The organism is Agarivorans sp. QJM3NY_29, assembly GCF_050870835.2.
Classification (GTDB): Bacteria; Pseudomonadota; Gammaproteobacteria; order Enterobacterales; family Celerinatantimonadaceae; genus Agarivorans.
In genome coordinates this window covers 1,659,690-1,683,207 of record NZ_CP194036.2, presented here as the reverse complement: position 1 = coordinate 1,683,207, position 23,518 = coordinate 1,659,690, and the positions used below count along the sequence as shown (strand labels likewise).

23 protein-coding genes are annotated in these 23,518 nt (G+C 42.6%); 10 read left to right on the top strand and 13 right to left on the bottom strand.

The genetic code is table 11. The features are described from left to right. The first annotated feature begins 3 nt into the window (after positions 1-3). Complete coding sequence (locus ACRRS0_RS07725; RefSeq protein WP_432453779.1) at positions 4-900, top strand: hypothetical protein; 897 nt, start codon at positions 4-6, stop codon at positions 898-900. 154 nt (positions 901-1,054) lie between these two features. Next, positions 1,055-1,447 carry a ribosome recycling factor family protein gene (locus ACRRS0_RS07720; protein ID WP_432453780.1) on the top strand — a complete coding sequence of 131 codons (393 nt, stop codon included), beginning with the start codon at positions 1,055-1,057 and terminating at the stop codon, positions 1,445-1,447. A gap of 252 nt (positions 1,448-1,699) precedes the next feature. On the opposite strand, the gene ACRRS0_RS07715 is transcribed toward ACRRS0_RS07720, so the two are convergent. The 8 genes from ACRRS0_RS07715 to ACRRS0_RS07680 all read right to left on the bottom strand — a co-directional run bounded on the left by ACRRS0_RS07715 (position 1,700) and on the right by ACRRS0_RS07680 (position 10,564). Further along, a complete protein-coding gene (locus tag ACRRS0_RS07715; RefSeq protein ID WP_432453781.1) occupies positions 1,700-3,055 on the bottom strand; it encodes an MFS transporter in 1,356 nt (451 codons plus the stop codon). Positions 3,056-3,264: 209 nt separating this feature from the next. Next, on the bottom strand, positions 3,265-4,023 hold the full coding sequence (locus ACRRS0_RS07710) for a DeoR/GlpR family DNA-binding transcription regulator (protein ID WP_432453782.1): 759 nt from the start codon (positions 4,021-4,023) through the stop codon (positions 3,265-3,267). A 138-nt stretch (positions 4,024-4,161) separates the two neighbouring features. Continuing rightward, complete coding sequence (gene ydjG, locus ACRRS0_RS07705; RefSeq protein ID WP_432453783.1) at positions 4,162-5,151, bottom strand: NADH-dependent methylglyoxal reductase; 990 nt, start codon at positions 5,149-5,151, stop codon at positions 4,162-4,164. Further along, entirely contained in the window at positions 5,151-6,104 is a 954-nt protein-coding gene (locus ACRRS0_RS07700; protein WP_432453784.1) for a carbohydrate kinase family protein, read from the bottom strand. Before ACRRS0_RS07700 ends, ydjG begins: the two co-directional genes overlap by 1 nt. Further along, entirely contained in the window at positions 6,101-6,946 is an 846-nt protein-coding gene (locus tag ACRRS0_RS07695; RefSeq protein ID WP_432453786.1) for a ketose-bisphosphate aldolase, read from the bottom strand. Before ACRRS0_RS07695 ends, ACRRS0_RS07700 begins: the two co-directional genes overlap by 4 nt. Positions 6,947-7,000: 54 nt before the next feature. Further along, positions 7,001-8,044 carry an NAD(P)-dependent alcohol dehydrogenase gene (locus ACRRS0_RS07690; RefSeq protein WP_432453787.1) on the bottom strand — a complete coding sequence of 348 codons (1,044 nt, stop codon included), beginning with the start codon at positions 8,042-8,044 and terminating at the stop codon, positions 7,001-7,003. An 18-nt stretch (positions 8,045-8,062) separates the two neighbouring features. Further along, on the bottom strand, positions 8,063-9,448 hold the full coding sequence (locus ACRRS0_RS07685; protein WP_432453788.1) for an MFS transporter: 1,386 nt from the start codon (positions 9,446-9,448) through the stop codon (positions 8,063-8,065). A gap of 39 nt (positions 9,449-9,487) precedes the next feature. Continuing rightward, positions 9,488-10,564, bottom strand: a complete 1,077-nt coding sequence (locus ACRRS0_RS07680; protein ID WP_432453789.1) for a zinc-binding dehydrogenase — start codon at positions 10,562-10,564, stop codon at positions 9,488-9,490. Positions 10,565-11,283: 719 nt separating this feature from the next. On the opposite strand from ACRRS0_RS07680, the gene ACRRS0_RS07675 reads away from it, so the two are divergent. Then, positions 11,284-11,634: a HopJ type III effector protein gene (locus ACRRS0_RS07675; RefSeq protein WP_432453790.1), complete on the top strand. Its 351-nt coding sequence runs from the start codon at positions 11,284-11,286 to the stop codon at positions 11,632-11,634. A 61-nt stretch (positions 11,635-11,695) separates the two neighbouring features. On the opposite strand, the gene ACRRS0_RS07670 is transcribed toward ACRRS0_RS07675, so the two are convergent. Both ACRRS0_RS07670 and ACRRS0_RS07665 read right to left on the bottom strand, forming a co-directional pair. Continuing rightward, on the bottom strand, positions 11,696-12,526 hold the full coding sequence (locus tag ACRRS0_RS07670) for a substrate-binding periplasmic protein (protein WP_432453791.1): 831 nt from the start codon (positions 12,524-12,526) through the stop codon (positions 11,696-11,698). Between the two features lie 503 nt (positions 12,527-13,029). Then, the gene (locus ACRRS0_RS07665; protein WP_432453792.1) at positions 13,030-13,443 is read right to left on the bottom strand and encodes a DUF5329 family protein; all 414 of its coding nucleotides are present in this window, start codon (positions 13,441-13,443) and stop codon (positions 13,030-13,032) included. 200 nt (positions 13,444-13,643) lie between these two features. Here ACRRS0_RS07665 and ACRRS0_RS07660 point away from each other — a divergent pair, with 200 nt between their 5' ends. Genes ACRRS0_RS07660 through ACRRS0_RS07630 form a run of 7 tightly spaced genes read left to right on the top strand, consistent with a single transcriptional unit; the run spans position 13,644 to position 20,054 of the window. Further along, positions 13,644-16,439, top strand: coding sequence for a monovalent cation/H+ antiporter subunit A (locus ACRRS0_RS07660; RefSeq protein ID WP_432453794.1), 2,796 nt, complete (start codon positions 13,644-13,646; stop codon positions 16,437-16,439). Further along, on the top strand, positions 16,439-16,792 hold the full coding sequence (locus ACRRS0_RS07655) for a Na+/H+ antiporter subunit C (protein WP_432453795.1): 354 nt from the start codon (positions 16,439-16,441) through the stop codon (positions 16,790-16,792). Before ACRRS0_RS07660 ends, ACRRS0_RS07655 begins: the two co-directional genes overlap by 1 nt. Further along, the gene (locus ACRRS0_RS07650) at positions 16,792-18,303 is read left to right on the top strand and encodes a monovalent cation/H+ antiporter subunit D (RefSeq protein ID WP_432453796.1); all 1,512 of its coding nucleotides are present in this window, start codon (positions 16,792-16,794) and stop codon (positions 18,301-18,303) included. The genes ACRRS0_RS07655 and ACRRS0_RS07650 overlap by 1 nt, the downstream gene beginning before the upstream one ends. Continuing rightward, entirely contained in the window at positions 18,303-18,803 is a 501-nt protein-coding gene (locus ACRRS0_RS07645) for a Na+/H+ antiporter subunit E (RefSeq protein ID WP_432453797.1), read from the top strand. The genes ACRRS0_RS07650 and ACRRS0_RS07645 overlap by 1 nt, the downstream gene beginning before the upstream one ends. After that, positions 18,797-19,066: a K+/H+ antiporter subunit F gene (locus ACRRS0_RS07640; protein ID WP_432453798.1), complete on the top strand. Its 270-nt coding sequence runs from the start codon at positions 18,797-18,799 to the stop codon at positions 19,064-19,066. The genes ACRRS0_RS07645 and ACRRS0_RS07640 overlap by 7 nt, the downstream gene beginning before the upstream one ends. A 9-nt stretch (positions 19,067-19,075) precedes the next feature. After that, positions 19,076-19,441 carry a Na+/H+ antiporter subunit G gene (locus ACRRS0_RS07635; RefSeq protein ID WP_432453799.1) on the top strand — a complete coding sequence of 122 codons (366 nt, stop codon included), beginning with the start codon at positions 19,076-19,078 and terminating at the stop codon, positions 19,439-19,441. Then, positions 19,431-20,054, top strand: coding sequence for a DUF938 domain-containing protein (locus ACRRS0_RS07630; RefSeq protein ID WP_432453800.1), 624 nt, complete (start codon positions 19,431-19,433; stop codon positions 20,052-20,054). Before ACRRS0_RS07635 ends, ACRRS0_RS07630 begins: the two co-directional genes overlap by 11 nt. A 56-nt stretch (positions 20,055-20,110) precedes the next feature. Here ACRRS0_RS07630 and clpX read toward each other — a convergent pair whose 3' ends face one another. From clpX to tig, 3 genes are all read right to left on the bottom strand, one after another. Continuing rightward, complete coding sequence (gene clpX, locus ACRRS0_RS07625; RefSeq protein WP_432453801.1) at positions 20,111-21,388, bottom strand: ATP-dependent protease ATP-binding subunit ClpX; 1,278 nt, start codon at positions 21,386-21,388, stop codon at positions 20,111-20,113. A gap of 114 nt (positions 21,389-21,502) precedes the next feature. Next, entirely contained in the window at positions 21,503-22,126 is a 624-nt protein-coding gene (gene clpP / locus ACRRS0_RS07620) for an ATP-dependent Clp endopeptidase proteolytic subunit ClpP (RefSeq protein ID WP_432453802.1), read from the bottom strand. A gap of 89 nt (positions 22,127-22,215) precedes the next feature. Next, positions 22,216-23,517 (bottom strand): trigger factor, encoded by a 1,302-nt coding sequence (tig, locus tag ACRRS0_RS07615; protein ID WP_432453803.1) that lies wholly within the window; start codon positions 23,515-23,517, stop codon positions 22,216-22,218. Between the last annotated feature and the right edge of the window lies 1 nt (position 23,518).

The following is a 23,518-nucleotide window of genomic DNA, read 5'->3' as shown; positions in this document are numbered from 1 at the left end:
GCAATGGATAAATTAACCCTTGAATACCGAAGATATGGCCCTTGGATGATGGAGGTAAAGGCGCTCATCGACATTCCACCGCAATTTGAGCACTACCAACAAGCGATCTTAGCCGCAAAATATTGCTTCAAAGTTCCGGTAGACCAAGCTCGGCGGGATCTAGAGCCAGGCATGCTGATGTATCAAAGTGTGGTGATTCTAGAGGCTAACAGGATCCGCGTACTTAGTTTCAACAAGGCTGCAGAATTACAAGAACAGGCTCTGGACTATGCCGACATCAACTATATAGTTCACAGCGGTGACTTACTGTCCTGTCATTTGCAGCTGTTTTCAAGGCACCACAGCATCCATATTGACTACAGCCTCGTGTCGGTAAACATTGCCGCCAAAGCACTTCACATCATCAGAGAGGCGATGCATCAACATAGCCAGCCGTTAGCGCTGACTCAGCACGAACCCGTTGAGGGGGCTAAACTGCAGGTCTATCAATATTTTTTACAACGTGAAGCAATCACCGAACCCGTGAGTATATTAGCCTTTCAAGCCTCACGTTCCCTCGACGAAGAACTGACCAAAGGCTTCCAGCACTTATTAGCTCGGCTGTTTAGATACAAAATGCAAGACGTATTATTTATGAGTGATGGCCATGATCTAATGATCTCAAATTGGGGGACCGATATCATTCGAGAAAAACGTACCGATTATCATGTTGAGCATTTGTTCATCCCTTGGCGACTCATCAAAGGCATGTCTCTCGGTGAGCACCCTCGTTTCAGCTACCTAAAAACATTACAAGTACAAACTCAATTTAGAGACTTTACTTTTTCGGTAGAAGCAGACTTTTCTCTCGATCCGCTACTGGACTTCCAGCAAAAAATGCAAAACCTAACACTCGCCTAAAAAGTATCACTCACCGACAAAAACACTAAACTCAGTGATTTTTATCGGTGAGCATATTATCGAATCATCCAAACCGGCCAGCGCAGTAACTATTCACGCCAAGCCAAAGGACAGAAATTTGAATTTAAATTGAATTGCATGCAGAATTCTATCGATGACCGATACCACAATTGATATCCAACTGCCTTCCTTAATCCGCCAAATCGGTGGCAACGAAGTCAAACTCGCCAAACAAGTCGCCTTAATTTATAGCTGTCAAATTAAACGTATTCGCCGCTCAAGAAACTGGCTAGTGACTGGCGAAGCACCGCAATTACAACAACTCTCGCAAGCCCTTAAACAACAGCAACCATCAGCCAGTGCGTATCTGATTCACAAAATCGAACAAGGGCTTCAGAAATATGGCGCGCAATTAGAGCCCGTTGCTGTGAAACTACAACGATTAGTGCAAGAAAACCACAACATCACACTAGCCGAGCTCATGCATCTCACCGACTGCAGCATCGCCGAAGCGAGGAGCGCCAGATTTTCCGGCGACGAACTATAAAATGGGTCAGCGCACCATGCCAACTTGCGCATTGCCATTAAATCTTTAACAAACACATATATTCTAGGTTTGAATAAATCAAACAACGGTATCCAAAAAAGGCTGCCTCCGGCAACCTTTAGTGTTTTTACTTTCAGATTCATAGTCAATGAACTGAAAAATAAAACTCAGTGACTCTTTACGACCCTGCTAGTTGTCACCAGTCATTTTACTTCACGCTCAACGAGGACGATGAAAGTCTATCCAATCAAGCTATAACTGAGAAATTTTTTCTAACGAAACCGTTCTGGTTTCGATACCAAAAACAAGCAACAAAAAAGCGCATAAAATTAAAATAGCACCTAATACAACAAAAACCGTTTTTGAGCCATAATCGGTCAACAGCATCGCCACCCCATAAGGCGCAATAACAGCAACAAATCGGCCAACAGCATTCACAAGCCCAGATCCACGTAATCGCATATGCGTTGGCCATAACTCTGGAATATAAACTGCCGAAGAAAAGCATACATACATATAAAGGAAAAAAACCATCACAAGTCCGCATACAATAATTTTTAATTCACTCGTTTGAAGCGAATAATAATATCCCATAACCGCAATAATAATGAGTAAACTAGAGCCAAAAAGTTTTCGAGGGTATTTGTCAATTGTTAAAGTAGCGAAAAACACACCTGCAGGAGCGCCCAACATAATCATCGAAGTCATCACAATTGATTTTGTCACTTCAATGCCAGAATTAACAAAAATGGTTGGGATCCAAACCGTGATCGTATATAAAGATATATTCATCGCAACCAGAACGGTAATGGCAACTAATGTTCGCCTTAACATACTTCCTTTGAAAAGGCTCCAAAATGAATCACTTCCTCTAACGTTTTCTAAATAATAGTTATCCCGTTCACAATGGCTAAGTTTTATATTCTCTTTAATCTCTGTCCGTAACTCAATATTCCGTAAGTTATTTTCAGCTTGCTCTCCCCTGCCTTTTCCTTCCAACCATCGTGGCGATTCGATAAAATATTTCGCGGATAAATACCAAGCGATCAACATCAATACCCCACCCAACAAAAACATCAACCGCCAACTAAAATATGAAATCACAACTGCGCCAATCAACGCCGATATCACAGGTGACCAATTCCCTACGAAAGAAAGCCTAGCAGACCACTTTCCCCTTACGTTAGCGGGGATGAACTCAACAAAAGACGCATAACCAACCATGATCAGGGCACCCATACCGATCCCCATCAAACAGCGGAAAATAATCAACCAGTACATATCTGGAGAAAATGATGCCGCCATTGCTGATATACCAACGATGAGTAAGTTCATACGAAAAGCTTTGCGCCTTCCAAGCTTATCGCCAATAAACCCTCCGGCGACAGAGCCGATAAAGTAGCCCGCCATTAAGGCCGAGGTGAAGGCGGCATTCAGGTAATTATTCGACCAGCCATTACTCACCAGCTCAGCCAAAACGATATTTCCCGAATAACTTAAAAAGCCGGTAAATAACAAGCTCATACTAATAATACCAAATATCTCGTAATGAAAAACTGAGAAAGGGATACGGTCTAGCCGCGCCCCTATATGGCCAACATTATTCATATTACATACCTCTGTACGCTATTGACGAATATATTATTTATAGCCAATAGCAAGCATGATTACTGGCAACTTTATTATTAATAAAATTGCCAAACCAAATTACCATTATTCTATTTACAAATGGAAATCAAATCGCGGCTTTAATAAACTAATCATACTAAGACATATAACAATGTAGTCATTAAGGATGGGGCGCCTAAACAATCACATTAAAATATTAGCTTTATATTATTTTTGTCGCAAAACTCAATCCATTTATTCCCAGGAGATTTATCAGTCACAATATAATTTATATTGTCAAAGTTCACCAATTTAACAAAGGCCTTACGTTCAAACTTAGAGTGATCGACCAAAAGTACAACTTCAGATGCCTGTTTGATCATTGCTTTTTTAACATCTGCTTCCGCGGCCGTAGAATCGAGCGCACCACTTTGCATATCAAGCCCTTTACAACTCATCACCATAATATCGACATGATGTTTGCTAATAGCTTCTTTGGTCATGACACCCTGCATAGAAAGCGACGTTTTATTTAACTCACCACCAGTGGAAACAAGGTTTACCTCAGCGGTCGCTAATTCATGAATAGCTTCCGCTGAATTAGTCATGATTGTGATGTCACTTCTATCTCTTAAAAGTTTTAAAAACTCCATCACAGTGGTACTTGAGTCAGCCGCCAGTGTGGTTACATTTTCTAAGCAGGATTGTGCCTTTAATGCAATAGTCTGCTTTTCTTCATGGAGCGACTTGGTTCTTTTATAAAAATGAACATTATCAATAATGCCGTTCGCATTTAAAACTGCACCACCATAAGTACGCGTAATAAAACCTTGCATTTCAAGCTTTTCAAGGTCACGACGGATTGTTTCTTCGGTCACCTTAAAAATAGTACTCAAATTCACCACGGTAACTTTTTTATCGTTAGTGACCATTTGTTTAATAGACTGAATTCGATCTTTTGCTGACACTGGATTACCTCTGTTTCTTCCCATAAAACATACAAATAAGTATGCCATTCACTATATTTATTTGCAAAATATTGTATTTGAATCACAGAAAAACATGCGTGTTTACCAAAAAAACAGAGGTATTCGTGTTATCAACGATTACTGCCCGTCATCCAGCGCTTCAGCCATTTTCCGAATCAATAAGCTATCTTCTTTAGTCAGTTGAATAGACATTGCCTTCACATTTTCTTTGACCTGCTCTGGTGAAGTTGCACCGGTCAAAATCGAAATATTGTTACTTTGGGCCAATATCCACGCTAACGCGAGAGTTGGAATAGAACACTGATATTTCTCGCATAAAGGCTGCCATTGCTTCAGCATATTGATCACTTTGCCCATATTCTCTTTCTGAAACCATTTCTTATTGGCTCGCGCGCCTGTAGGAATATAGTCGGGCTCAATATCCCCCGTTAACAGGCCTTGCTCCAGCGGTGAATATACCTGTAAAACAATTCCGTGTTGCTCACATAAAGGAAGCAGTTTTTCTTCAACCTCTCTATCTAACAGACTATATTTGGCTTGAACAATATCAAGCTCACCATATTTGAGATAAGTTTCAATATGCTCGATGTCGACATTGGCTGCACCAATGGCTTTGATTTTCCCCTCTTTTTTAAGTTTATTTAACTCTTCCATTGTTTCAGATACAGGAGTAAAGAAAGGTGGAACCGACTGCCAATGCGTCATATAAATATCAACATAATCAACATTCAGACGCTTCAGACTGGTCTCAATTTCCTCGCGAATTGACTCTGGCGATAGATTTTTATAAAGCTGACGCTCACCAACTTTATTAAATAAACTGCCCTTACGTTCCCAGACGATGCCGCATTTAGTCTCAATCACAACATCCTCTCGATTGAGCTGAGCCAATGCTTTACCAACAATCACTTCGCTATTGCCAAAATTATAACCAGGTGCTGTATCGACAAGGTTAATACCGCATTTATGGGCTTCGACAATGGTATCAATACATACCTGATAATCGAGGTCACCATTCCATGCAGGGCCACCGCCTATCGCCCAAGTTCCAAGACCCATTTTAGAGATCTTCAATCCGCTGTTCCCCAACGGGGTCATTTTCATCATTACGCATACTCCTCGCACTCTTTGAGCAATTCTTCAACAATTTTTCTATGGGTAACACCCGTCGTGGCGCCAACGTACAGAACCGATATCGCAGCGGTTGCATTCGCGAAACGAGCACACTCAGCTAGCGGCATACCTTCCAAAATCCCAGATATAAAACCTGATGCAAAGTTGTCTCCCGCGCCGATGGTATCAATCGCTGTAATCCCCTGAACGGCAGGCACAAGCAATGTCTGAGCAGCATTTTTTATATAACATCCTTGCTTTCCGGTCTTAATCACAACCGTTTTTACACCACACGCTAAAAATGTATCCGCGATTCCCTCTAACTCACTTTCTCCAGTTAGTAATTTTGCTTCTTCAAAGTTTGGGAAAAGGTAATCAACATAAGCCAGAGCCTCACGGATATCCGCCAACGTCTCATTAAGCCTTGGTTTAATCATATCGGCGCAAATAGTTAACCCTTCCGCTTTTGCTGCAGAGAAAATCTGTACCAAAGCGTGTCCATTTAGTAATGGGCTATTAAAAATACTTGCAAGAGATAATAATTTGGCCTGTTTAAAACGTGAAAAATCTATATCCTTAAGATTAAGCTTCCACAAACTACCATTTCGATTGGTAACAAAAGTACGCTCCCCATCCTTTGTCACCAAACCGACATTAATTGAAGTATCAATATCCCCATCCACGACAAGATCTTCAATATCTATTCTTTCCCGATTACATGCTTCAAGAATAAAATTTCCTGGTGCATCATTACCTACTCGACTTATTAATGCAGTTTTATGCCCAAGACGAGAAATAATCGTTGCTTCATTGATTGCATCGCCACCAATAGTCATTGAAATTCGTTCTAAAGGATACGAATCAATATCGAACATATTCTTATCCACTGGCTGCAGAGGAATATCAACAATAGCTGCACCAACACAGATAACATCAATATTACTCATACAAGGGCTTCCGCTTTTCCATCTGAACCAAACAATGTAATTTTTTCTAAGGCACGCCCCATAATCGCTTTACGAACTTCACGCTCTAAATGTAAAAATGGTTGATTGCAATTTTTCTTCACCGCAACCATTGCCGCCTCACACAATTCTGTATGAATATTAATTTTTGAGATCCCTAGAGAAATCGCAGTGCTAATATCGTCATCACTAATTCCGGAGGCACCATGCAGAATAATTGGAACCGACACTGCATCACGAACTTTTTGTATAACATCAAAGTTTAATTTTGGCTCGGAAGTATATACGCCATGCTGATTACCAATGGCAACGGCCAACGAGTCGCATGCAGTACGCTCAACAAATTCAGCAGCCTGTGATGGATCGGTATAGTGATAGTTAGCAAGCGCCTCCTCGTATACCGTCTCACTGCCGACATGCCCTAGCTCCGCTTCAATCGGGACACCTAGTGGGTGAAAAAAGTCGACCGCCTCTTTAGTTAGACGAATGTTTTCTTCGAAATCATATGCTGATGCATCTCGCATCAGTGAGTTCATGCCATGCGTCCAAGCATTATGAATAATCTCCATACTGCGCCCGTGGTCCCAATGAGTAATCACCGGAACGGTGGCCTTCTCAGCCATAGAGACCATCGTATGAGCAAAATCCTCGAATGAAGTATTCCCCACAAATCCGGTACCAAAAGAGATAATTACCGGCGATTTGGCCTCTTCAGCAGCATCCATGACCCCCATCAACATTTCAGCATTCCAAACATTGAAATGAGGAATTGCGTAATGCTCACGCTGTGCCTTTTCTTCCCAATACTTAACACTTGACAACATAATTAATTAACCCTTCTTATTTACACCATTGATTTTATTTATTGACACACCGACTCAAGCAATTAGCTTAATAACCCCCTTAATGATTTCTTTTTTATTATTCACCGACTCTTCAAAAGCTCTTTGAACATCTGCATATTCATAGATATGTGTCACCATTGATTTAACATTAAATTTTCCAGATGAGATGGCTTCAATCGTGACGGGATAGCGATTGGCATAGCGGAATACCGTTTGAATACTGACTTCCCGATTAATTTTTAAAAAGTTAATCGCAGAGTCACCCGGAACAGTACCGACGATCATGATTTTGCCACCACGCATAACCAGTTGAGGTGCTTGTTTAACTGTGATTTGCGACCCCGCAGTTTCAAAAACAATATCGGCGCCAAGTTCACCCAATAAAGCTTGAGCACGTTCGACAGTATCTTCTGTTGCACCATTAATGATTGCGGCAGCACCGAGTTCATGCGCCATGACTAAACGCTTTTCTAAAACATCGACCACGACAATTTCAGATGCGCCCATACATAAACAAGCTTGCAATGTCATCAAACCAATACAACCTGCGCCCAAAATAACAATTTTTTTACCCGGCTTAACATCAGCCAACATAGCGGCATGAATGCCTACCGCCGCAGGTTCAACTAATGCGCCTTCCATGGTGTCCATATTATCTGGTAACTTGTAAGTGAAGCTTTCTGGATGACAAAGATAGTTTGCAAGCGCGCCACGGTAGTTGGGCTGCGTCGCCATAAAGTCAACATCAGGGCAAATGTTATATTTGCCTTCTAGACAAAAACGACACTTACCACATGGCACACCAGGCTCAATATTTACTCGGTCGCCAATTTGAAATTTAGTCACTTTATGACCGACTGCGGCCACTGTTCCTGCACATTCATGACCGAGACCTATCTCCTGATTCGGATCTTTGGGTGGGATAAATGGGCCTGATTCAAAACCATGTACATCAGAGCCACAAATTCCAACGTATTCGACCTTAATTAAAACTTCATCATCTTTAGGCACCGGAATTTCCGCTTGAATAAATTCCATAACGCCTGGGGTTTTTAATACTGCTTTTTTATTTTTCATATTTAACTCTCACAAAATTTATGATTCGCTGGTAACAGCATCCATACCTATATTTTCGACAGATTCCCCTTTAGTTTCGACGCCCATAATAGAAATGACGATGGCAACCAGCACAGATACGGACCCTAGTAAAATAAATACACTCGAGACACCATAATTTGTGAGTAACGTTGCAACTGCATAGGGCGCAATAATTCCGCTAATACGACCAACTGAATTTGTTAGTCCTGAGCCCCGTAATTTTGCTTCCGTAGGCCAAATCTCGGGAACATATACCGCTGACGCGTAACAAACGTACATATATACAAAGGTGATTAAAAAGAATCCAAACAATGTAATCATGAACATACTTGTTTGCAGAGAATATGCGTATCCAAGGGCTGCGATGATTAATAACAAACCAACGCCCATCGTTTTTCTTGAAATTTTATCCATGACTAGCATCGCAATAAAAATTCCGAATGGAGCGCCAAACATACTCATGGTATTTAAAACAATAGAGTCTTTTAAATTAATACCTTGTTCCATGAAAATGGTTGGTAACCAATTAATAAGCGTATACTGAACAACATTCATTGCGATAAGTACAAAGGAACCTAAGATCACCCTTTTCAATAAAACACCTTTTAATAAAGCTGAATAAGGCAACTCTTTTGATTTGCTTTGTACCGCTGTATTTATCTCTGGCTCAGCTAAAGGTTTTCCAGTTTGAAGCGTCACTTTTTCTTCAATATCCGTCATGATTGCTTCTGCTTCAGCGTAACGACCTTTGGACTCTAGCCAACGAGGAGACTCTGGAAATTTTTTATAGGCAATCCAAGTTGCAACGATAGATAGTAGAGCGGGGATTAATAATTGTACTCGCCAGTTCAGTTCAGCAGACAGTAATGGGGTTAATCCCATGGCGATCAGCGAACAAATCGGATAAGACCAATTACCTATAAAAGAGGCCCTGCTTGACCAAGTTCCTCGATTACGACCAGGCATATACTCTGTATATCCGGCAAACAACATGACCAATAATGAACCAAGGCCAAAACCCATTACAAAACGACAGGCGATAAGAAAATCCATGCTATATGCGCATGCACCGACGATCATGGAAACAATATGAATCGCCTCAAAAAGCAAAAAGCTTTTCTTTCTTCCTATTCTGTCACCAATAATTCCGCCGATTAATGCGCCAGCGAACATGCCTGCCGTCGTAATAGAAGAAAATACTGCGCTAGAATTATTATCGGTCCAACCCAGTTCCCTTAAATGCGCTAATATCAGCCCACCAACAGCATTGCTCCAACAAACAAGTAATCCAAATGAGACCATAGCAAACATATTAAAATGCCATTGACTATCCGGTAGACGGTCTAATCTCGCCCCACAATGGGGAGGTAGCGTTTTTTCCATTTGTTTATTCCTTCCTATTTAAAAGAAACTAGCCTTATGTCACTCATCAAAGTCGTAGGTCATAATGACTTTAATCGCGGTTTTATCGACCATCGCATCAAACCCTTTTTCCCACTCAGATAGGCCAATACGATGAGTAATCATTGGTTTAACTTGGATAGCCCCCGAAGCCAGCAAACGGATAGCATTTCTCCAGGATGTGGAGTCATAAGCCATATGACCAATGATGCTTTTATTCCAGGCCGTAATGTCATTAATGGAAAAATCTAAAGGCGCAAAACCCATCCCGACTCGTACCACTTCACCATTTGGCCGTAGCATCTCAATGGATTGTTTTAAGGCGATATTGGCACCTGAGCACTCAATCACTAAACCAAGATTATCTTTTCCACATATGGTCTGGCAGCGCTCGACAACATTCTCTCTCGACGCATTTACTACAGCGGTGGCACCCAGTTGTTTCGCGACCCCAAAGCGAACGGCGGCGTCTTCTTCAAGTCCCACAACAACGATATTAACGGCCCCCATAATGCGAGCCATCTGAACCGAAAATAAACCTAATGGCCCAGTTCCAATGACCACAATGTCCTGCCCAGGCAAAAACTTAGACTGCTGAGCAATCGACTTGTAAGCATTACAGATGGGATCAAGAACACATGCTTCTTCGTATTCAACCCCTTCAGGAATTTCCCACAACGCATGACGATGAATGTTGAGGATCTCTCCGGGGACGAGACAATACTTTGAGAATCCTCCTCCCCATTTATTATTATCCAATCCCAAGTTCACTTTTTCTGTACAACACAGAAAATCACCTTGTTCACAAGCAGGACAAACACCACATACATGTCCGCTGTTATCGGATACCACACGCTGACCGACCGCCCAACCTTGAACATTATTGCCAACTTCAACAATTTTACCGGCAAATTCATGGCCACGAACTGAGTTAAACTCATCAGAACCGCTATCAACTTTGTAATGTTTCATATCAGCACCGCAAATTGCTGCAGCTTTGATTTCAACAATTAGATCATCAGGACCACACACTGGAACTGGTGCGTCAATCATCTTATAACCACCAAATTTTTTACCAAAACGAGCTAATGCTTTCATTTAATACCCTCTCTCTAGTTGATTTATCTTTATTTCGTTTGCGCAATCTTTCTATATGGCGCGTTTTGTGTCAACACAAACACCTTTGAAACAAAGATTTTGTGTCAAAAACACAGATTTGATCACAAAATAATGTCCGAACAAAAGAATTGAACCAGTGTTTCAACTTTCTAGAGATAAAATAATGAAGTGACAACACACCCGCGAACCGAAGAAACGGACATAAGATGCGGTTATACAAAGGAAAATCAGCTGTTCACTGCCACTTTCAACTTCACTAACAACTAAACGGTGTATTGTTTATTTGTTAGTGAAGTTTCATAAAATGTCCTAACACGGCGAACCATTCACTCGTTATCGAGTCAGCCCGGGCTCAATGGAGCTTGTGTTGGATACTCGTTGCATAGCAAATTCTTGGAAACAAAGGAAAAGAGCTTGAAGTGGTAACGAAGGCGTTAGCGACGCGCGAAGACGTGCATTTTCGCTGTTACTTTTAGCTTAAATCAATCTTTGGTGACAACTTTCAAAGCTGTCATCGCGCTCTTAAGTAAAAAACTGCATGACACTATCGCCCCTTTAAACAGGGCGCAAAAAAATCATTCTAGAGGACAGTAATCCATAATACGTCTTCCCATTGACCCTAGTGACGATAGCCTCTAAGGTGAATACCATTTGACCCTCTAAAGCCTAAATCAAGCAATCATAGGAAGTTATAACAGATGACGAAGCCAGTACTCGGCCAATTTATAAGCAAACTCACGCAAGCACCACACAGTATTCGTTTTGCAGACAGCATGACGCTGATAGACACGCTTTACGATTTTACGCCAAGCGCTTTTAGCAATGGTCAACAACATAATGCGGCCGGGGAAAACTCTGGTTCATGTAAGATTTTTGCCTTTGCCAAACAGCAAGGTTTAGATGAGCAACAAAGCTTGGCACTTTTTGGTGAGTACTATCAAGATGTACTGAATACACCCGATGGCAACGATCACCAAAACATTCGTCAATTTATGACCAATGGTTGGTCTGGGATCGTGTTTTCGCAAGCTGCGCTGAGTGAGAAATAACGGCGCAAGAATAGCCTTATGCATACAGCCCTCTGTAAGCATAAGGTAACCGAGCTTAAGCTCAATAAAGTGCCAGTTTGTTTTGCGATTGTTCTGAGAGCCACAATTGCAGATGTTTATCAAACAAACGTTCGAAGATCTTAAACTCACTCAGCTGACTCAGATGCTGCTGCAAATGTAGCTTTAAACGCGGAGTATTGCATGCGGATTTTTTAGAAAAAGCAAAATACAGAGGTTCTACCGAGATCGGGCTTGGCAACGCGCTCACCTGTTGCTTTAACCCAGCCAACTCCAACAGGGCTAAACCTTGGTATAACTCGTACAAGAAATAATCAAACCGTTCAGCCATTAACATCTCAAAGGAACGCTCTGCGCTGCCGCTAGCATAAAGGCTTAGATGAGATTTTGCATATTGGTCGAAAGCTTGACCAAAGCTATTATTAGCTAAGGTACCACCACGCTTACCCAATAAATCTTGCCAACGATGAAAAGGAAAATCGTGACCTTTCTTCACCCACACCATACTTAATACATCGGTAAATTGGGGTTCAATGTAATCCAAATATTTTACACGCGCATTGGTTTTAAAAGCTCCCGCAATCATATCGACACTACCATGTTCAGCTTCTTTCAATGCTCGCCCCCATACACCTCGATCACGAGCGACAACTTTGATCCCGGTATCAATTAGCGCCAACTCTAATAGCTCGATAGCGATGCCATGCAATTTTCGATCATGAGATCGCCATAAGATCGGGGGATATTCGGCATTTCCAGTGACCACCAACTGAGAGCAAGAAGAGAAATCCTGACTCGCCGATGTGGGAGAGACAAGGGTGCCAAACATCAAACCGAAAAACAGATAAAGTTTTAATAAATGAGCAATCTGCATGGCACGCCTTGCTTTAAGAAAATATTTTGAGATTTAAACAAAGTTTGGATCTAAGTTAAGCACTGAGCAAATAGTTATTAATGAACTCAACATAATATAACCAGATGAAAAGAATAGAAAACTTTCAAATGAAAGACTGATGACATTGAACGTTCGCAAATCGTACCGACTCATTAAAGCATCCCAGGTGAATGCGAACGAATACCAATCTAATTAATTATACGATCAACTTATGGCGCAGAATAAATCTGCCGATAACCTGCAATAGCGAGAGGTTCTAGTGACAAGATACAACACGCAGTTAGCGATGATTTAGGCCAACAAGAATGAACAGTTAATGAGTTAGATTGGTATAACCACAGTCGATATTGTGTATGAGAGTGCAGCAGTGCTACAACAAATATGTAGCGATGCAGTAGCCATTTTGAATTCGCTGCGTCAAAGAAGAGATAACATGTAGTCGCTCAGACCTGGTCTGAGCGACTACATGTAAGAACTTGAATTTAATTACTTTTGTTGTGATCGTCATAAATCGCAAGTTGTTGATATAGCCAAATGCCAGCTTCCACTTGTTGCCCGTCGACAAATCGAATCAAATAGTGCTGACCACTGAATGAAGACCTGCTAGCCAATTTGTCGATAAACATTTCCGCGGTCCATTGCTCTTTATTTGGAGCAAACCAACTATTTTGAGCACGATCTAGTTTCATTCTTAAATGAGCGACAGCTTGTTGCGAGTCATGCACCGTACCATTACGAATGAACACTAAATGGGTTCGATCCATTGCCTCAAATAAGCCTTCGATACGCGCACGTTGATAGTCCCAAGCTTTCAATTCAGATGCTCTGACAGACAAAATCAAACCGCTGACAATAACAATACTGATGTACCATATGCGATGGAAATGTTGCTTCACTCCCCCTCCCTACGCTATGCCTGTCACTGGTTTCGTCTTTTTTCATATGACTCATGACCGAGTGATGATTAAAACATCAACTTTCACTAAAACCCTTGAGTATATCTGCCCCCTACACAACTAAGCGTGGATATTCTAATCAATAGTGTCTATGATTTTGTCATAAATATCTAACACCTAGCCAATGGAGCCACCAGCTAATGCACTATTTCTGGGTACCGTTTTTGCCCATCTTGGGAATTTTTGTTCCCCTACTCAGCGCAAGACTTAACCGAAGTGCTTGTGCACTTGCCACCGCGCTATTACCCGCTTTAGCCTTAACCCTGATTTTACTCGATTTACCCGCAGTATACGCGGAACATTTATTCACCCAGAGCATTGCTTGGATCCCTCAGCTTGGTTTGTCACTGTCCTTTCGTCTAGACGGCCTCGCGGTGTTATTTAGCCTATTGATTCTGGGGATTGGCTTATTGGTCATCCTATACGCACGTTATTACTTGTCAGAAAAAGATAGCATTGGCCGCTTTTATAGCTATTTGATCATGTTCATGAGCGCCATGCTCGGTATTGTGATGTCCAATAATATGCTGCAGCTATGGTTTTTTTGGGAGCTAACCAGCATTAGTTCATTCCTACTGATTGGTTTTTGGTCGCATAATAGTGATGCTCGAAAAGGCGCTCGTATGGCGTTGACCGTGACTGGCGCGGGCGGATTAGCCCTATTAGCAGGCATTATCTTACTTGGCCAAGTCGTAGGTAGCTACGAGCTAGAAGTGGTTTTAAACAGCGCCGAACTAGTACAACAACACCCTTATTACCTAACCATTTTACTATTATTTTTACTCGGTGCATTTACCAAGTCGGCACAATTCCCCTTTCATTTTTGGTTACCTCACGCCATGGCCGCGCCAACACCTGTGAGTGCTTATTTGCATTCAGCAACCATGGTTAAAGCTGGTATCTTCTTATTAGCACGTTTTTATCCGGTGTTAGCTGGCACCGAAGTATGGTTTGCAGTGGTATCACTAACGGGGCTATTCACCCTGTTACTGGGGGCATATACCGCATTATTTAAACACGATTTAAAAGGTTTACTCGCCTACTCGACCATTAGCCACCTCGGTTTGATTGTATTATTGCTGGGACTCAACACTGAACTGGCGGCAATTGCAGCTGTATTTCATATTATCAACCATGCTATTTTTAAAGCGTCGTTGTTTATGGCCGCCGGCATTATTGACCATGAATCCGGCTCCCGAGACATGCGAAAACTCAATGGCTTATGGAAATATATGCCGATTACCGCCACCCTAGCGATGGTTGCATCAGCTTCAATGGCTGGAGTACCTTTACTCAACGGTTTTTTATCCAAAGAAATGTTTTTTACCGAGACCCTCGATCAAAGTATTTTGGGCTCGCTTTCTTGGTTAATTCCGGTGCTTGCGACAATTGGCGGAGCCTTCGCTGTCGCCTATTCATTACGCTTCATTCATGACGTATTTTTTAATGGTGAGCCGAAAGGGTTAAGTAAAACACCTCACGAACCGCCACGCTATATGCGAGTGCCAGTAGAAGTATTAGTGGCGCTATGCCTATTAGTTGGGATTTTCCCCGGTTACACCATCGAAAAACTACTCAACAGTGCCTCGTTTGCAGTCTTGCAGCATCCGCTGCCTACGTTTAGCTTAGCGATTTGGCATGGCTTCAATCTGCCATTATTGATGAGTGGCTTAGCAATTGTTGGCGGCGTATCGATTTATCTGAACCGCAAGCCTTTGTTTCGCTTTGACGGACTATTTCCAGAAATCGATGCTAAAGCCGTATTTGAAGGCATGATTCAGTCTTGCGTTCATTGGGCACAACGGCTTAACCGAGTATTGGAGTCCGGCTCGTTACAACGGTATGCTTTTTGTTTATGCTTTTTTGCCCTGTTACTCATCGGCCCACCGCTGCTTGAATTAGAGACCACTCGCGGTGGACAAGCTGAATACCCGCTAAATGGCTCATTCATTATTGCCGCCGTGCTACTAATAGCTGGCTCTTTGGCCACGGTGATATGGAGTCACTTACGCTTAATTGCCCTATTAATGTTGTCTTTGGTCGGTTTGGTGGTGTCAATTACCTTCGCTTATTTCTCCGCTCCCGACTTAGCCCTCACTCAATTGTCGGTAGAGATCGTCACCGTTATTTTACTTCTGCTAGGTTTATATTTTTTCCCACAACAAACCCCTACCAGCAAAAACCGTCCGAGTCACTTTGTTCGCGACCTAATACTGGCCTCATTACTCGGTTGTGTGATTGGTAGTATTTGCTTTGCTCTAATGACCCACCCTCTGGATAGCATCTCTCAATTCTTCCTTGATAATGCAAAAATAGGAGGAGGCGGAACCAACGTGGTGAACGTTATTTTGGTCGATTTCCGCGGCTTTGATACCTTCGGTGAAATTACCGTATTAGGCATTGCGGCCTTAGGGATCTATAAACTCATCGCGCGAATGCGACTCTCGATGCGTAGCAAAGACTACCAAGGTCGTGCTTGGGCCAGTGACCGCTACCCGCTGCTGCTCTCGGTGGTATCACAAAGTTTGCTACCGCTGTTTTTACTGATTTCCGCTTATATTTTTATGCGTGGACACAACCTACCCGGTGGTGGGTTCATCGCAGGTTTAATTACTTCAATAGCCCTCATTCAGCAATATCTTGCACACGGTGTAAATTGGATCAGTAAACGGGTCAGTTTAAACTACCATCTCCTGATTGCTGCCGGTTTAAGTATCGCCGCTCTCACTGGCTTTGGTAGCTGGTTATTTGGTCGCCCTTTCTTAACCTCTTGGTTTGACTATGTATCATTACCTTGGATAGGCAAATTTGAACTCACCAGCGCGATGATTTTTGACCTCGGTGTTTATCTCACCGTGATTGGTGCCACACTGATGATTTTGGCTAACCTTGGCAAACACACCACCAAAGAACGACTTACGGTAGGAGAACGATAATGGAAACTATCTATGCCGTTTGTGTCGGCTTTATTAGCGCTTGTGGTATCTTCTTAATGTTACGCGGCCACACATTCACTCTGGTAATTGGCTTAACCCTGCTCTCTTACGCCGTCAACCTATTCCTCTTCGCCAGCGGCGGCTTAACCATTGGCGCACCAGCAGTATTAAATGGGAGTACTCACTATGCTGACCCACTGCCACAAGCCTTGGTCTTAACCGCAATTGTGATCGGTTTTGCGATGACCGCATTTGCGGTCATTTTAGCCATGCGGGGACGCGCCGATTTAGGCAATGACCATGTCGATGGAACCGAACCTGTAGATCCACTCGCCCCAGAGGAAAAAGCGTAATGAGCCTATTTGATCACCTCGTTATTTTCCCGGTATTACTGCCCTTCACGATTGGCGTGATATTGCTATTTCCGGGCCTAAATAACTCCTTAGCTAAACAACGTTTGATTTCCATCGCTGCAAACCTGTTACTGGTCGTAGTCGCAATTTGTTTGTTAAGCAAAATACAAACCCAAGGCATTCAGGTTTATGCCTTGGGTGATTGGTCTGCCCCCTTTGGGATTGTATTAGTCGCCGATGCCTTCTCGGTATTGTTAGTCAGCCTAAGTGCCGTGTTAGGCCTTGCGGTGGTACTTTATGCCAGTGCCGGTGAAGATAGAAACGGCGCTTTTTTTCATGCACTAATCATGTTTCAGCTGATGGGGATCAACGGTGCTTTTCTCACCGGAGATGCCTTCAACTTATTCGTGTTTTTTGAAATATTATTGATCGCATCCTATTCGCTAATGATTCACGGTGGTGGCAAACAGCGTACTCAGGCAAACATTCACTATGTATTTTTAAACTTAATTGGCTCGTCTTTATTTTTATTTGCTTTAGGCACCCTATATGGCACCTTAGGTACGCTTAATCTTGCAGATATGGCAGACAAACTATCCCAATTATCCGCCAATCAACTACTCATAACTAAAGCAGGCGCACTGTTACTATTAGCTGTATTTGGCCTAAAAGCGGCGATGCTACCGCTGCACTTTTGGTTGCCGAAGGCTTATGCCAACACCAGCGCGCCAGTGGCAGCACTATTTGCCATTATGACTAAAGTGGGGATCTACAGTATTTGGCGTATCCACGGTGTGATGTTTGGCAATCAAGCCGGCGAATTGGCCAACATTGCCTTACCTTGGTTATGGCCGATCGCCTTAAGCACCATTGCGATTGGAGCGATAGCCGTATTAGCCAGCCAAAGCTTACGTGTGCTAAGCAGTAACCTGGTGATCCTATCTGTCGGAACTTTATTAGTCACTATCGCCTTAAACAGTGTACAAGCGAGCACCGCAGGAATTTACTACTTACTTCATAGTACCCTCGCAGGGGCCGCAATGTTTCTACTAGCAGGACTGATTCAACAACAACGAGGCAAAGCCGAAGATCGCTTTGTGAGCGCTCGCGCAATGCCTCAATCTGCTAAGCTAGGCCTTATCTTTGTCCTGTTAGCCATAGCCCTGATTGGCATGCCGCCGCTCTCTGGGTTTGTCGGAAAAGCATTGATATTACAAGCAGCAAGTAGCACAAACCAAATGCTGTGGGTATGGCCGCTGATGTTGATCGCCGGACTAGTTACGCTAATCGCCTTATCACGAGCCGGCACCTCGCTATTTTGGCGAACCAATGGCGAGAACTCGACCGCTTTACCAGGCCAGCCTTTACAATACCTCGCCATTGCCTTGTTAGTCGGACTACTTCCCTTGATGGTCATTTTTGGGAGCGCGGTGACGGATTATACCAAACTTGCTGCCGAGCAACTCAATGCAGGTTTAAGCCTTGAACAACTCAATGAGGTCGCCAAATAATGAATAACAAGCATCAATTCCTTTGGTTCCCCACCCCCTATCACAGTGTTTTGCTATGGCTGGTGTGGCAAATTTTACATGATTTTAGTCGTGGGCACATGGTACTCGGAGCAGTATTCGCGATTGTGATTCCTTGGGTCGTTGCGCCTTTAAGTGAAAAGGAGCCCGTCTCCAAAAAACCATTTAAAGTATTGCTTTATATACTGCGTTTGATTGGTGACATCATCGTCTCAAATTATGATGTTGCAAAACGTATTGTTCAAAGTAACCATCAATTGCAGCCTGCTTTTGTCGCAATCCCTCTCTCACTACGTGAACCTTTACCACTCACTATTTTAGCAAACAGTGTTTCGCTAACCCCTGGCACAGTGAGTCTAGAGTTATCCGAGGATAGGCAGTGGCTCTACGTACACGTATTGCATCTGGAAGACGAGCAGCAGCTAATTAAATTAATTAAACAACGTTATGAAGCCCCGTTGAAGGAGATTTTTGAATGTTAGCCTACGCCATCTTAATTGCTAGTGGCTTAATTTGCTGTGCCTTAGCACTCAATGCGTGGCGCCTGATTATTGGCCCATCCACACCTGATCGGATCATCGCTGTGGATACCATGTATATCAATAGTATTGCGCTGATTGTGTTACTCGGCCTATATCAAGGCTCTGCCAGCTATTATGAGGGAGCATTACTCATCGCACTCCTCGGTTTCGTGAGTACTTCAGCATTTTGCAAATATCTGCTGCGCGGCGATATTATCGAATAGGACATAAATATGACTATATTTCTAGAAATGATTATTAGTTTACTGGTGCTATTGGGCGCGATCGTTATGTTAATCGGCTCAATTGGTTTAGCCAAATTTCCTGATTTTTTTACTCGCTTACATGCCCCCACCAAAGCAAGTACACTAGGTGTCGGCTGTATTCTACTCGCTTCGTTATTATTCTTTTGGATTGAGCAGAGCTACCCGAGTTTTAAAGAACTGTTAATTTCTATGTTCTTATTAATCACCGCCCCCGTAGCCGCGCATATGCTCGCGAAAACAGGTTTGCATTACAAAGTTGCGATGAAAAACAATACTCAAAAGCAGAACTTAGCCAAACAAGCCTATTTACATAAGCATCCCAATGAACCGTAAACAACATCCAGCGACTTTTTTTAGCCAAGCGGCAGAGAACAACAAACAAGCCATATTGGCGCAACTATTACCATGGCTCAAGCACCATAATTCAATACTAGAGATTGGGTCTGGTACTGGCCAACATGCAGCCCACTTTGCTGCGGCCTGTCCTCACCTGATATGGCAGTGCTCGGATCTACAACCTAACCTTGCTGCCATTAACTACTGGCGGCAACATATGCAACTCACTCAACAACCCAAGCCACTAAGTTATCAAGTTGGTGAAGACTCTTGGCCCTGCGACGTGGATGCGGTATACACAGCCAATACTGCGCATATTATGACAGAACGTGTAGTTAAAACTATGTATCTGGCCATCGGGCAATACCTCCCCGAACAGGGCCACTTTTTTCATTATGGTCCTTTTAAACAAGCAGCAGAGTATTCTAGCGAAAGCAACCGAGCATTTGATCGCCAATTACTACAAGCGGGCTATGGAGGCTTGAGAGACTTAGAGCAACTGCAACAGTGGGCAAGTACCGTTGCGATGACTTTGCGACAAAAAATTGAAATGCCTAGCCATAACCTACTACTCATTTGGCAAAAAAAAACTAATCACCAACCAATTTAGGCATAAAAAAAGCCAATCATAAGATTGGCTTTTAGATTTTAAGTTGACTCACAGAATTAATCGGCGCTAGCTGCTTTATCTTCATTGCTGTAGATCAAAATCGGATCGCTTTCACCTTGGATCACCGTTTGATCAATCACTACCTTAGAGATATTATCAATCGAAGGTAAATCATACATAGTATTCAGCAATACGGCTTCAACAATGGAGCGCAGGCCACGAGCCCCTGTTTTACGTTCCATCGCTTTATTAGCGATAGCTCGTAACGCGTCTTCGCGAAACTCCAGCTCAACATCTTCCAACTTAAACAAAGCACCATACTGTTTAGTCAGTGCATTCTTCGGTTCGCTTAAGATCTGAATCAAAGCCTCTTGATCGAGCTCTGTCAAGGTAGCTACCACAGGTAAACGACCAATAAACTCGGGGATAAGACCATACTTGACTAAATCTTCAGGCTCAACTTTAGAGAAGGTTTCACTTAATGAGCGTTTATCGGCTTCGCCTTTAACTTCAGCTCCAAAACCAATTCCGGTACCCGTTGAAGCACGTTGTTCAATCACCTTATCTAAGCCAGCAAACGCACCACCACAAATAAACAAAATCTTAGAGGTGTCTACCTGCAAAAACTCTTGTTGTGGATGTTTTCGGCCACCTTGCGGAGGAACCGAAGCAACAGTGCCTTCGATCAACTTAAGCAAGGCTTGTTGTACACCTTCACCAGATACATCACGAGTAATTGATGGGTTATCCGACTTACGTGAAATCTTATCAATTTCATCAATGTACACTATCCCACGTTGCGCTTTTTCAACGTCGTAATCACATTTTTGCAGCAATTTTTGGATAATATTTTCAACATCTTCCCCAACATAACCGGCTTCGGTTAAGGTGGTTGCGTCAGCCATCGTAAATGGTACATCCAACAAACGAGCCAAAGTTTCCGCTAATAATGTTTTACCACTACCAGTTGGACCAATCAGCAAGATGTTGCTTTTACCAAGCTCAATACCGTCTGCGACATCACCATTACGTAAACGTTTGTAGTGATTATATACCGCCACCGCCAGTACTTTTTTCGCATGGTCTTGACCAATTACATAGTCGTCAAGATGAGCTCTAATTTCCTTAGGAACCGGTAGTGAATCACCCTCTTTCTTCGGCGATATCTCTTTTATTTCTTCTCGAATAATGTCATTACATAATTCAACACATTCGTCACAAATATAAACGGAAGGCCCGGCAATCAGCTTTCTCACTTCATGCTGGCTTTTACCGCAGAAGGAGCAATACAGTAGTTTACTACTATCTCCATCACCTTTGCGCTTATCTGTCATTCGCTAACCTCAAACTATTTAGCAGTTCAGCCCTTAATTACAGTGTAAATCAAACTGCTGAGAATGCTATTTTCACTATGTTCTTATCTAAACAGACCGAGAATTGACTATAGCCTATTCACGACGCGCAAAGATATCGTCGACGATACCATATTCTTTGGCTTGTTCTGCTGTCATATAGTTATCGCGATCGGTGTCTGCAGCGATAGTATCAAAACTTTGCCCAGTATGCTCGGCCAACAACTCATTCATACGACGTTTTGTTTTGATGATCTCATTTGCATGAATTTCAATATCCGAGGCCTGACCTTGATAACCACCAAGAGGTTGGTGGATCATCACCTTAGCATTCGGCAAACAATAACGCTTACCCTTGGCCCCTCCAGCCAACAAAAATGCTCCCATGCTGGCTGCCATCCCCATACACACGGTACTAATGTTAGGCTTAATAAACTGCATGGTATCGTAGATGGCCATACCTGCACTAATAGAACCACCAGGTGAATTAATATAAATGAAAATATCTTTTTCTGGACTTTCTGACTCGAGGAACAACAACTGTGCAACCACTAAATTGGCCATGTGATCTTCTACTTGGCCAGTTAAAAAGATCACGCGATCTTTTAATAAGCGAGAATAGATATCATAAGAACGCTCCCCTTTAGAGGTTTGCTCAATAACCATTGGCACCAAAGCTGCCATGGGGTCGAATGCAGACTGATTAACTTCTTTAGACATTGATGCGCTCTTCCTTTAAAAAAATGGCTCGTATGTAGTACATACGAGCCATTATATGCGAGATAAAGGTGCTTAAGTCAAATTAGAACTTAGTTTGCACCTTGTTTGTTCATGATTTCATCAAAAGCGACTTCATTTTCAGTTACTTTAGCTTGTTCAAGTACAAATTCAATCGCTTGCTCTTCTAATACTACATTACGAATGTTGTTCATTAACTCTTCGTTCTTAGCATAGTACTCTAAAACCTCTGTTGGATCTTCGTACGCAGAGGCAAAAGAAGCGATATGTGCTTTCACTTTTTCATCATCAGCTTTCAGTTCGTTAACCTTAATTAACTCACCTAATAACAGACCAGTACTCACTCGGCGTTGTGCTTGCTCTGTGAACAACTCATCCGGAAGCTCTGGCGCATTTTGTGCATTTTCACCAAAACGTTGCATGGCTTGCTTACGTAATTGCTCTACTTCTTGAGAAACCAGTGCAGCAGGAACTTCAATTGGGTTTTGCTCTAACAAACCAGAAATAACTTGCTCTTTCACACCCGTTTTAAGCGTTTGCTCTAGCTCGCGCTCCATGTTCTTACGGATCTCAGCTTTTAACGCATCCAGTTCACCAGACTCGATCCCGAACAACTTAACAAATTCTTCGTTGACTTCCGCAAGTTCAGGTTTTTCAACTTTATTTACTTTAATATCGAAAGTTGCAGCTTTTCCTTTCAGTTGTTCTGCATGGTAATCTTCAGGGAAGTTAACTTCGATAACAAACTCGTCACCAACTTTCTTACCTAAAACACCATCTTCAAAACCAGGAATCATACGGCCTGCGCCCATTTCAAGATCAAAAGCTTCTGCTTTGCCGCCTTCGAACTCTTCACCGTCGATCTTACCTAAAAAGTCTAGGTTTACACGAAACTCATTTTTAATCATGCCCTTGGTTTCTTTCCAAGCAGCTTGTTGCTTACGCAAAGTATCGATCATTGCATCAACGTCTTTATCGTTAACTTGTGCAACTTTCTTCTCAACTTCGATTGCGTCTAAGCCTTTAACTTCAACTTCTGGGAAAATTTCAAAAGTAGCAGTGAAGCTAAACTCACCATCAGTCGTCTCACCAGGTTGAAGAGCTGGCGCTCCAGCTGGGTTTAGTTTCTCTTGAATGATAGCTTCGTAGAATGAACGCTGCATTGCTTGACCAGTTACATCTTGACGTACGGCTGCACCGTAGCGTTTTTTGATGACACTCACTGGCACTTTACCAGGGCGGAAACCATCGATACGTGCGCGACGTGATTCTTCTTGAAGCGCTTGCTCAATTTGTTGTTCGATTTGTGCAGCGTCAATCGAAATCGTAACACGACGCTCCAAGCCCTGAGTTGTTTCTACTGAAACCTGCATT

Excerpts from the sequence above, each read along its gene's own strand:
- ACRRS0_RS07725 (WP_432453779.1), top strand. The coding sequence starts at position 4 with ATGGATAAATTAACCCTTGAATACCGAAGATATGGCCCTTGGATGATG.
- ACRRS0_RS07720 (WP_432453780.1), top strand. The coding sequence starts at position 1,055 with ATGACCGATACCACAATTGATATCCAACTGCCTTCCTTAATCCGCCAA.
- ACRRS0_RS07715 (WP_432453781.1), bottom strand. The coding sequence starts at position 3,055 with ATGAATAATGTTGGCCATATAGGGGCGCGGCTAGACCGTATCCCTTTC.
- ydjG (WP_432453783.1), bottom strand. The coding sequence starts at position 5,151 with ATGATGAAAATGACCCCGTTGGGGAACAGCGGATTGAAGATCTCTAAA.
- ACRRS0_RS07700 (WP_432453784.1), bottom strand. The coding sequence starts at position 6,104 with ATGAGTAATATTGATGTTATCTGTGTTGGTGCAGCTATTGTTGATATT.
- ACRRS0_RS07695 (WP_432453786.1), bottom strand. The coding sequence starts at position 6,946 with ATGTTGTCAAGTGTTAAGTATTGGGAAGAAAAGGCACAGCGTGAGCAT.
- ACRRS0_RS07690 (WP_432453787.1), bottom strand. The coding sequence starts at position 8,044 with ATGAAAAATAAAAAAGCAGTATTAAAAACCCCAGGCGTTATGGAATTT.
- ACRRS0_RS07685 (WP_432453788.1), bottom strand. The coding sequence starts at position 9,448 with ATGGAAAAAACGCTACCTCCCCATTGTGGGGCGAGATTAGACCGTCTA.
- ACRRS0_RS07680 (WP_432453789.1), bottom strand. The coding sequence starts at position 10,564 with ATGAAAGCATTAGCTCGTTTTGGTAAAAAATTTGGTGGTTATAAGATG.
- ACRRS0_RS07675 (WP_432453790.1), top strand. The coding sequence starts at position 11,284 with ATGACGAAGCCAGTACTCGGCCAATTTATAAGCAAACTCACGCAAGCA.
- ACRRS0_RS07670 (WP_432453791.1), bottom strand. The coding sequence starts at position 12,526 with ATGCAGATTGCTCATTTATTAAAACTTTATCTGTTTTTCGGTTTGATG.
- ACRRS0_RS07660 (WP_432453794.1), top strand. The coding sequence starts at position 13,644 with ATGCACTATTTCTGGGTACCGTTTTTGCCCATCTTGGGAATTTTTGTT.
- ACRRS0_RS07655 (WP_432453795.1), top strand. The coding sequence starts at position 16,439 with ATGGAAACTATCTATGCCGTTTGTGTCGGCTTTATTAGCGCTTGTGGT.
- ACRRS0_RS07650 (WP_432453796.1), top strand. The coding sequence starts at position 16,792 with ATGAGCCTATTTGATCACCTCGTTATTTTCCCGGTATTACTGCCCTTC.
- ACRRS0_RS07645 (WP_432453797.1), top strand. The coding sequence starts at position 18,303 with ATGAATAACAAGCATCAATTCCTTTGGTTCCCCACCCCCTATCACAGT.
- ACRRS0_RS07640 (WP_432453798.1), top strand. The coding sequence starts at position 18,797 with ATGTTAGCCTACGCCATCTTAATTGCTAGTGGCTTAATTTGCTGTGCC.
- ACRRS0_RS07635 (WP_432453799.1), top strand. The coding sequence starts at position 19,076 with ATGACTATATTTCTAGAAATGATTATTAGTTTACTGGTGCTATTGGGC.
- ACRRS0_RS07630 (WP_432453800.1), top strand. The coding sequence starts at position 19,431 with ATGAACCGTAAACAACATCCAGCGACTTTTTTTAGCCAAGCGGCAGAG.
- clpX (WP_432453801.1), bottom strand. The coding sequence starts at position 21,388 with ATGACAGATAAGCGCAAAGGTGATGGAGATAGTAGTAAACTACTGTAT.
- clpP (WP_432453802.1), bottom strand. The coding sequence starts at position 22,126 with ATGTCTAAAGAAGTTAATCAGTCTGCATTCGACCCCATGGCAGCTTTG.
- tig (WP_432453803.1), bottom strand. The coding sequence starts at position 23,517 with ATGCAGGTTTCAGTAGAAACAACTCAGGGCTTGGAGCGTCGTGTTACG.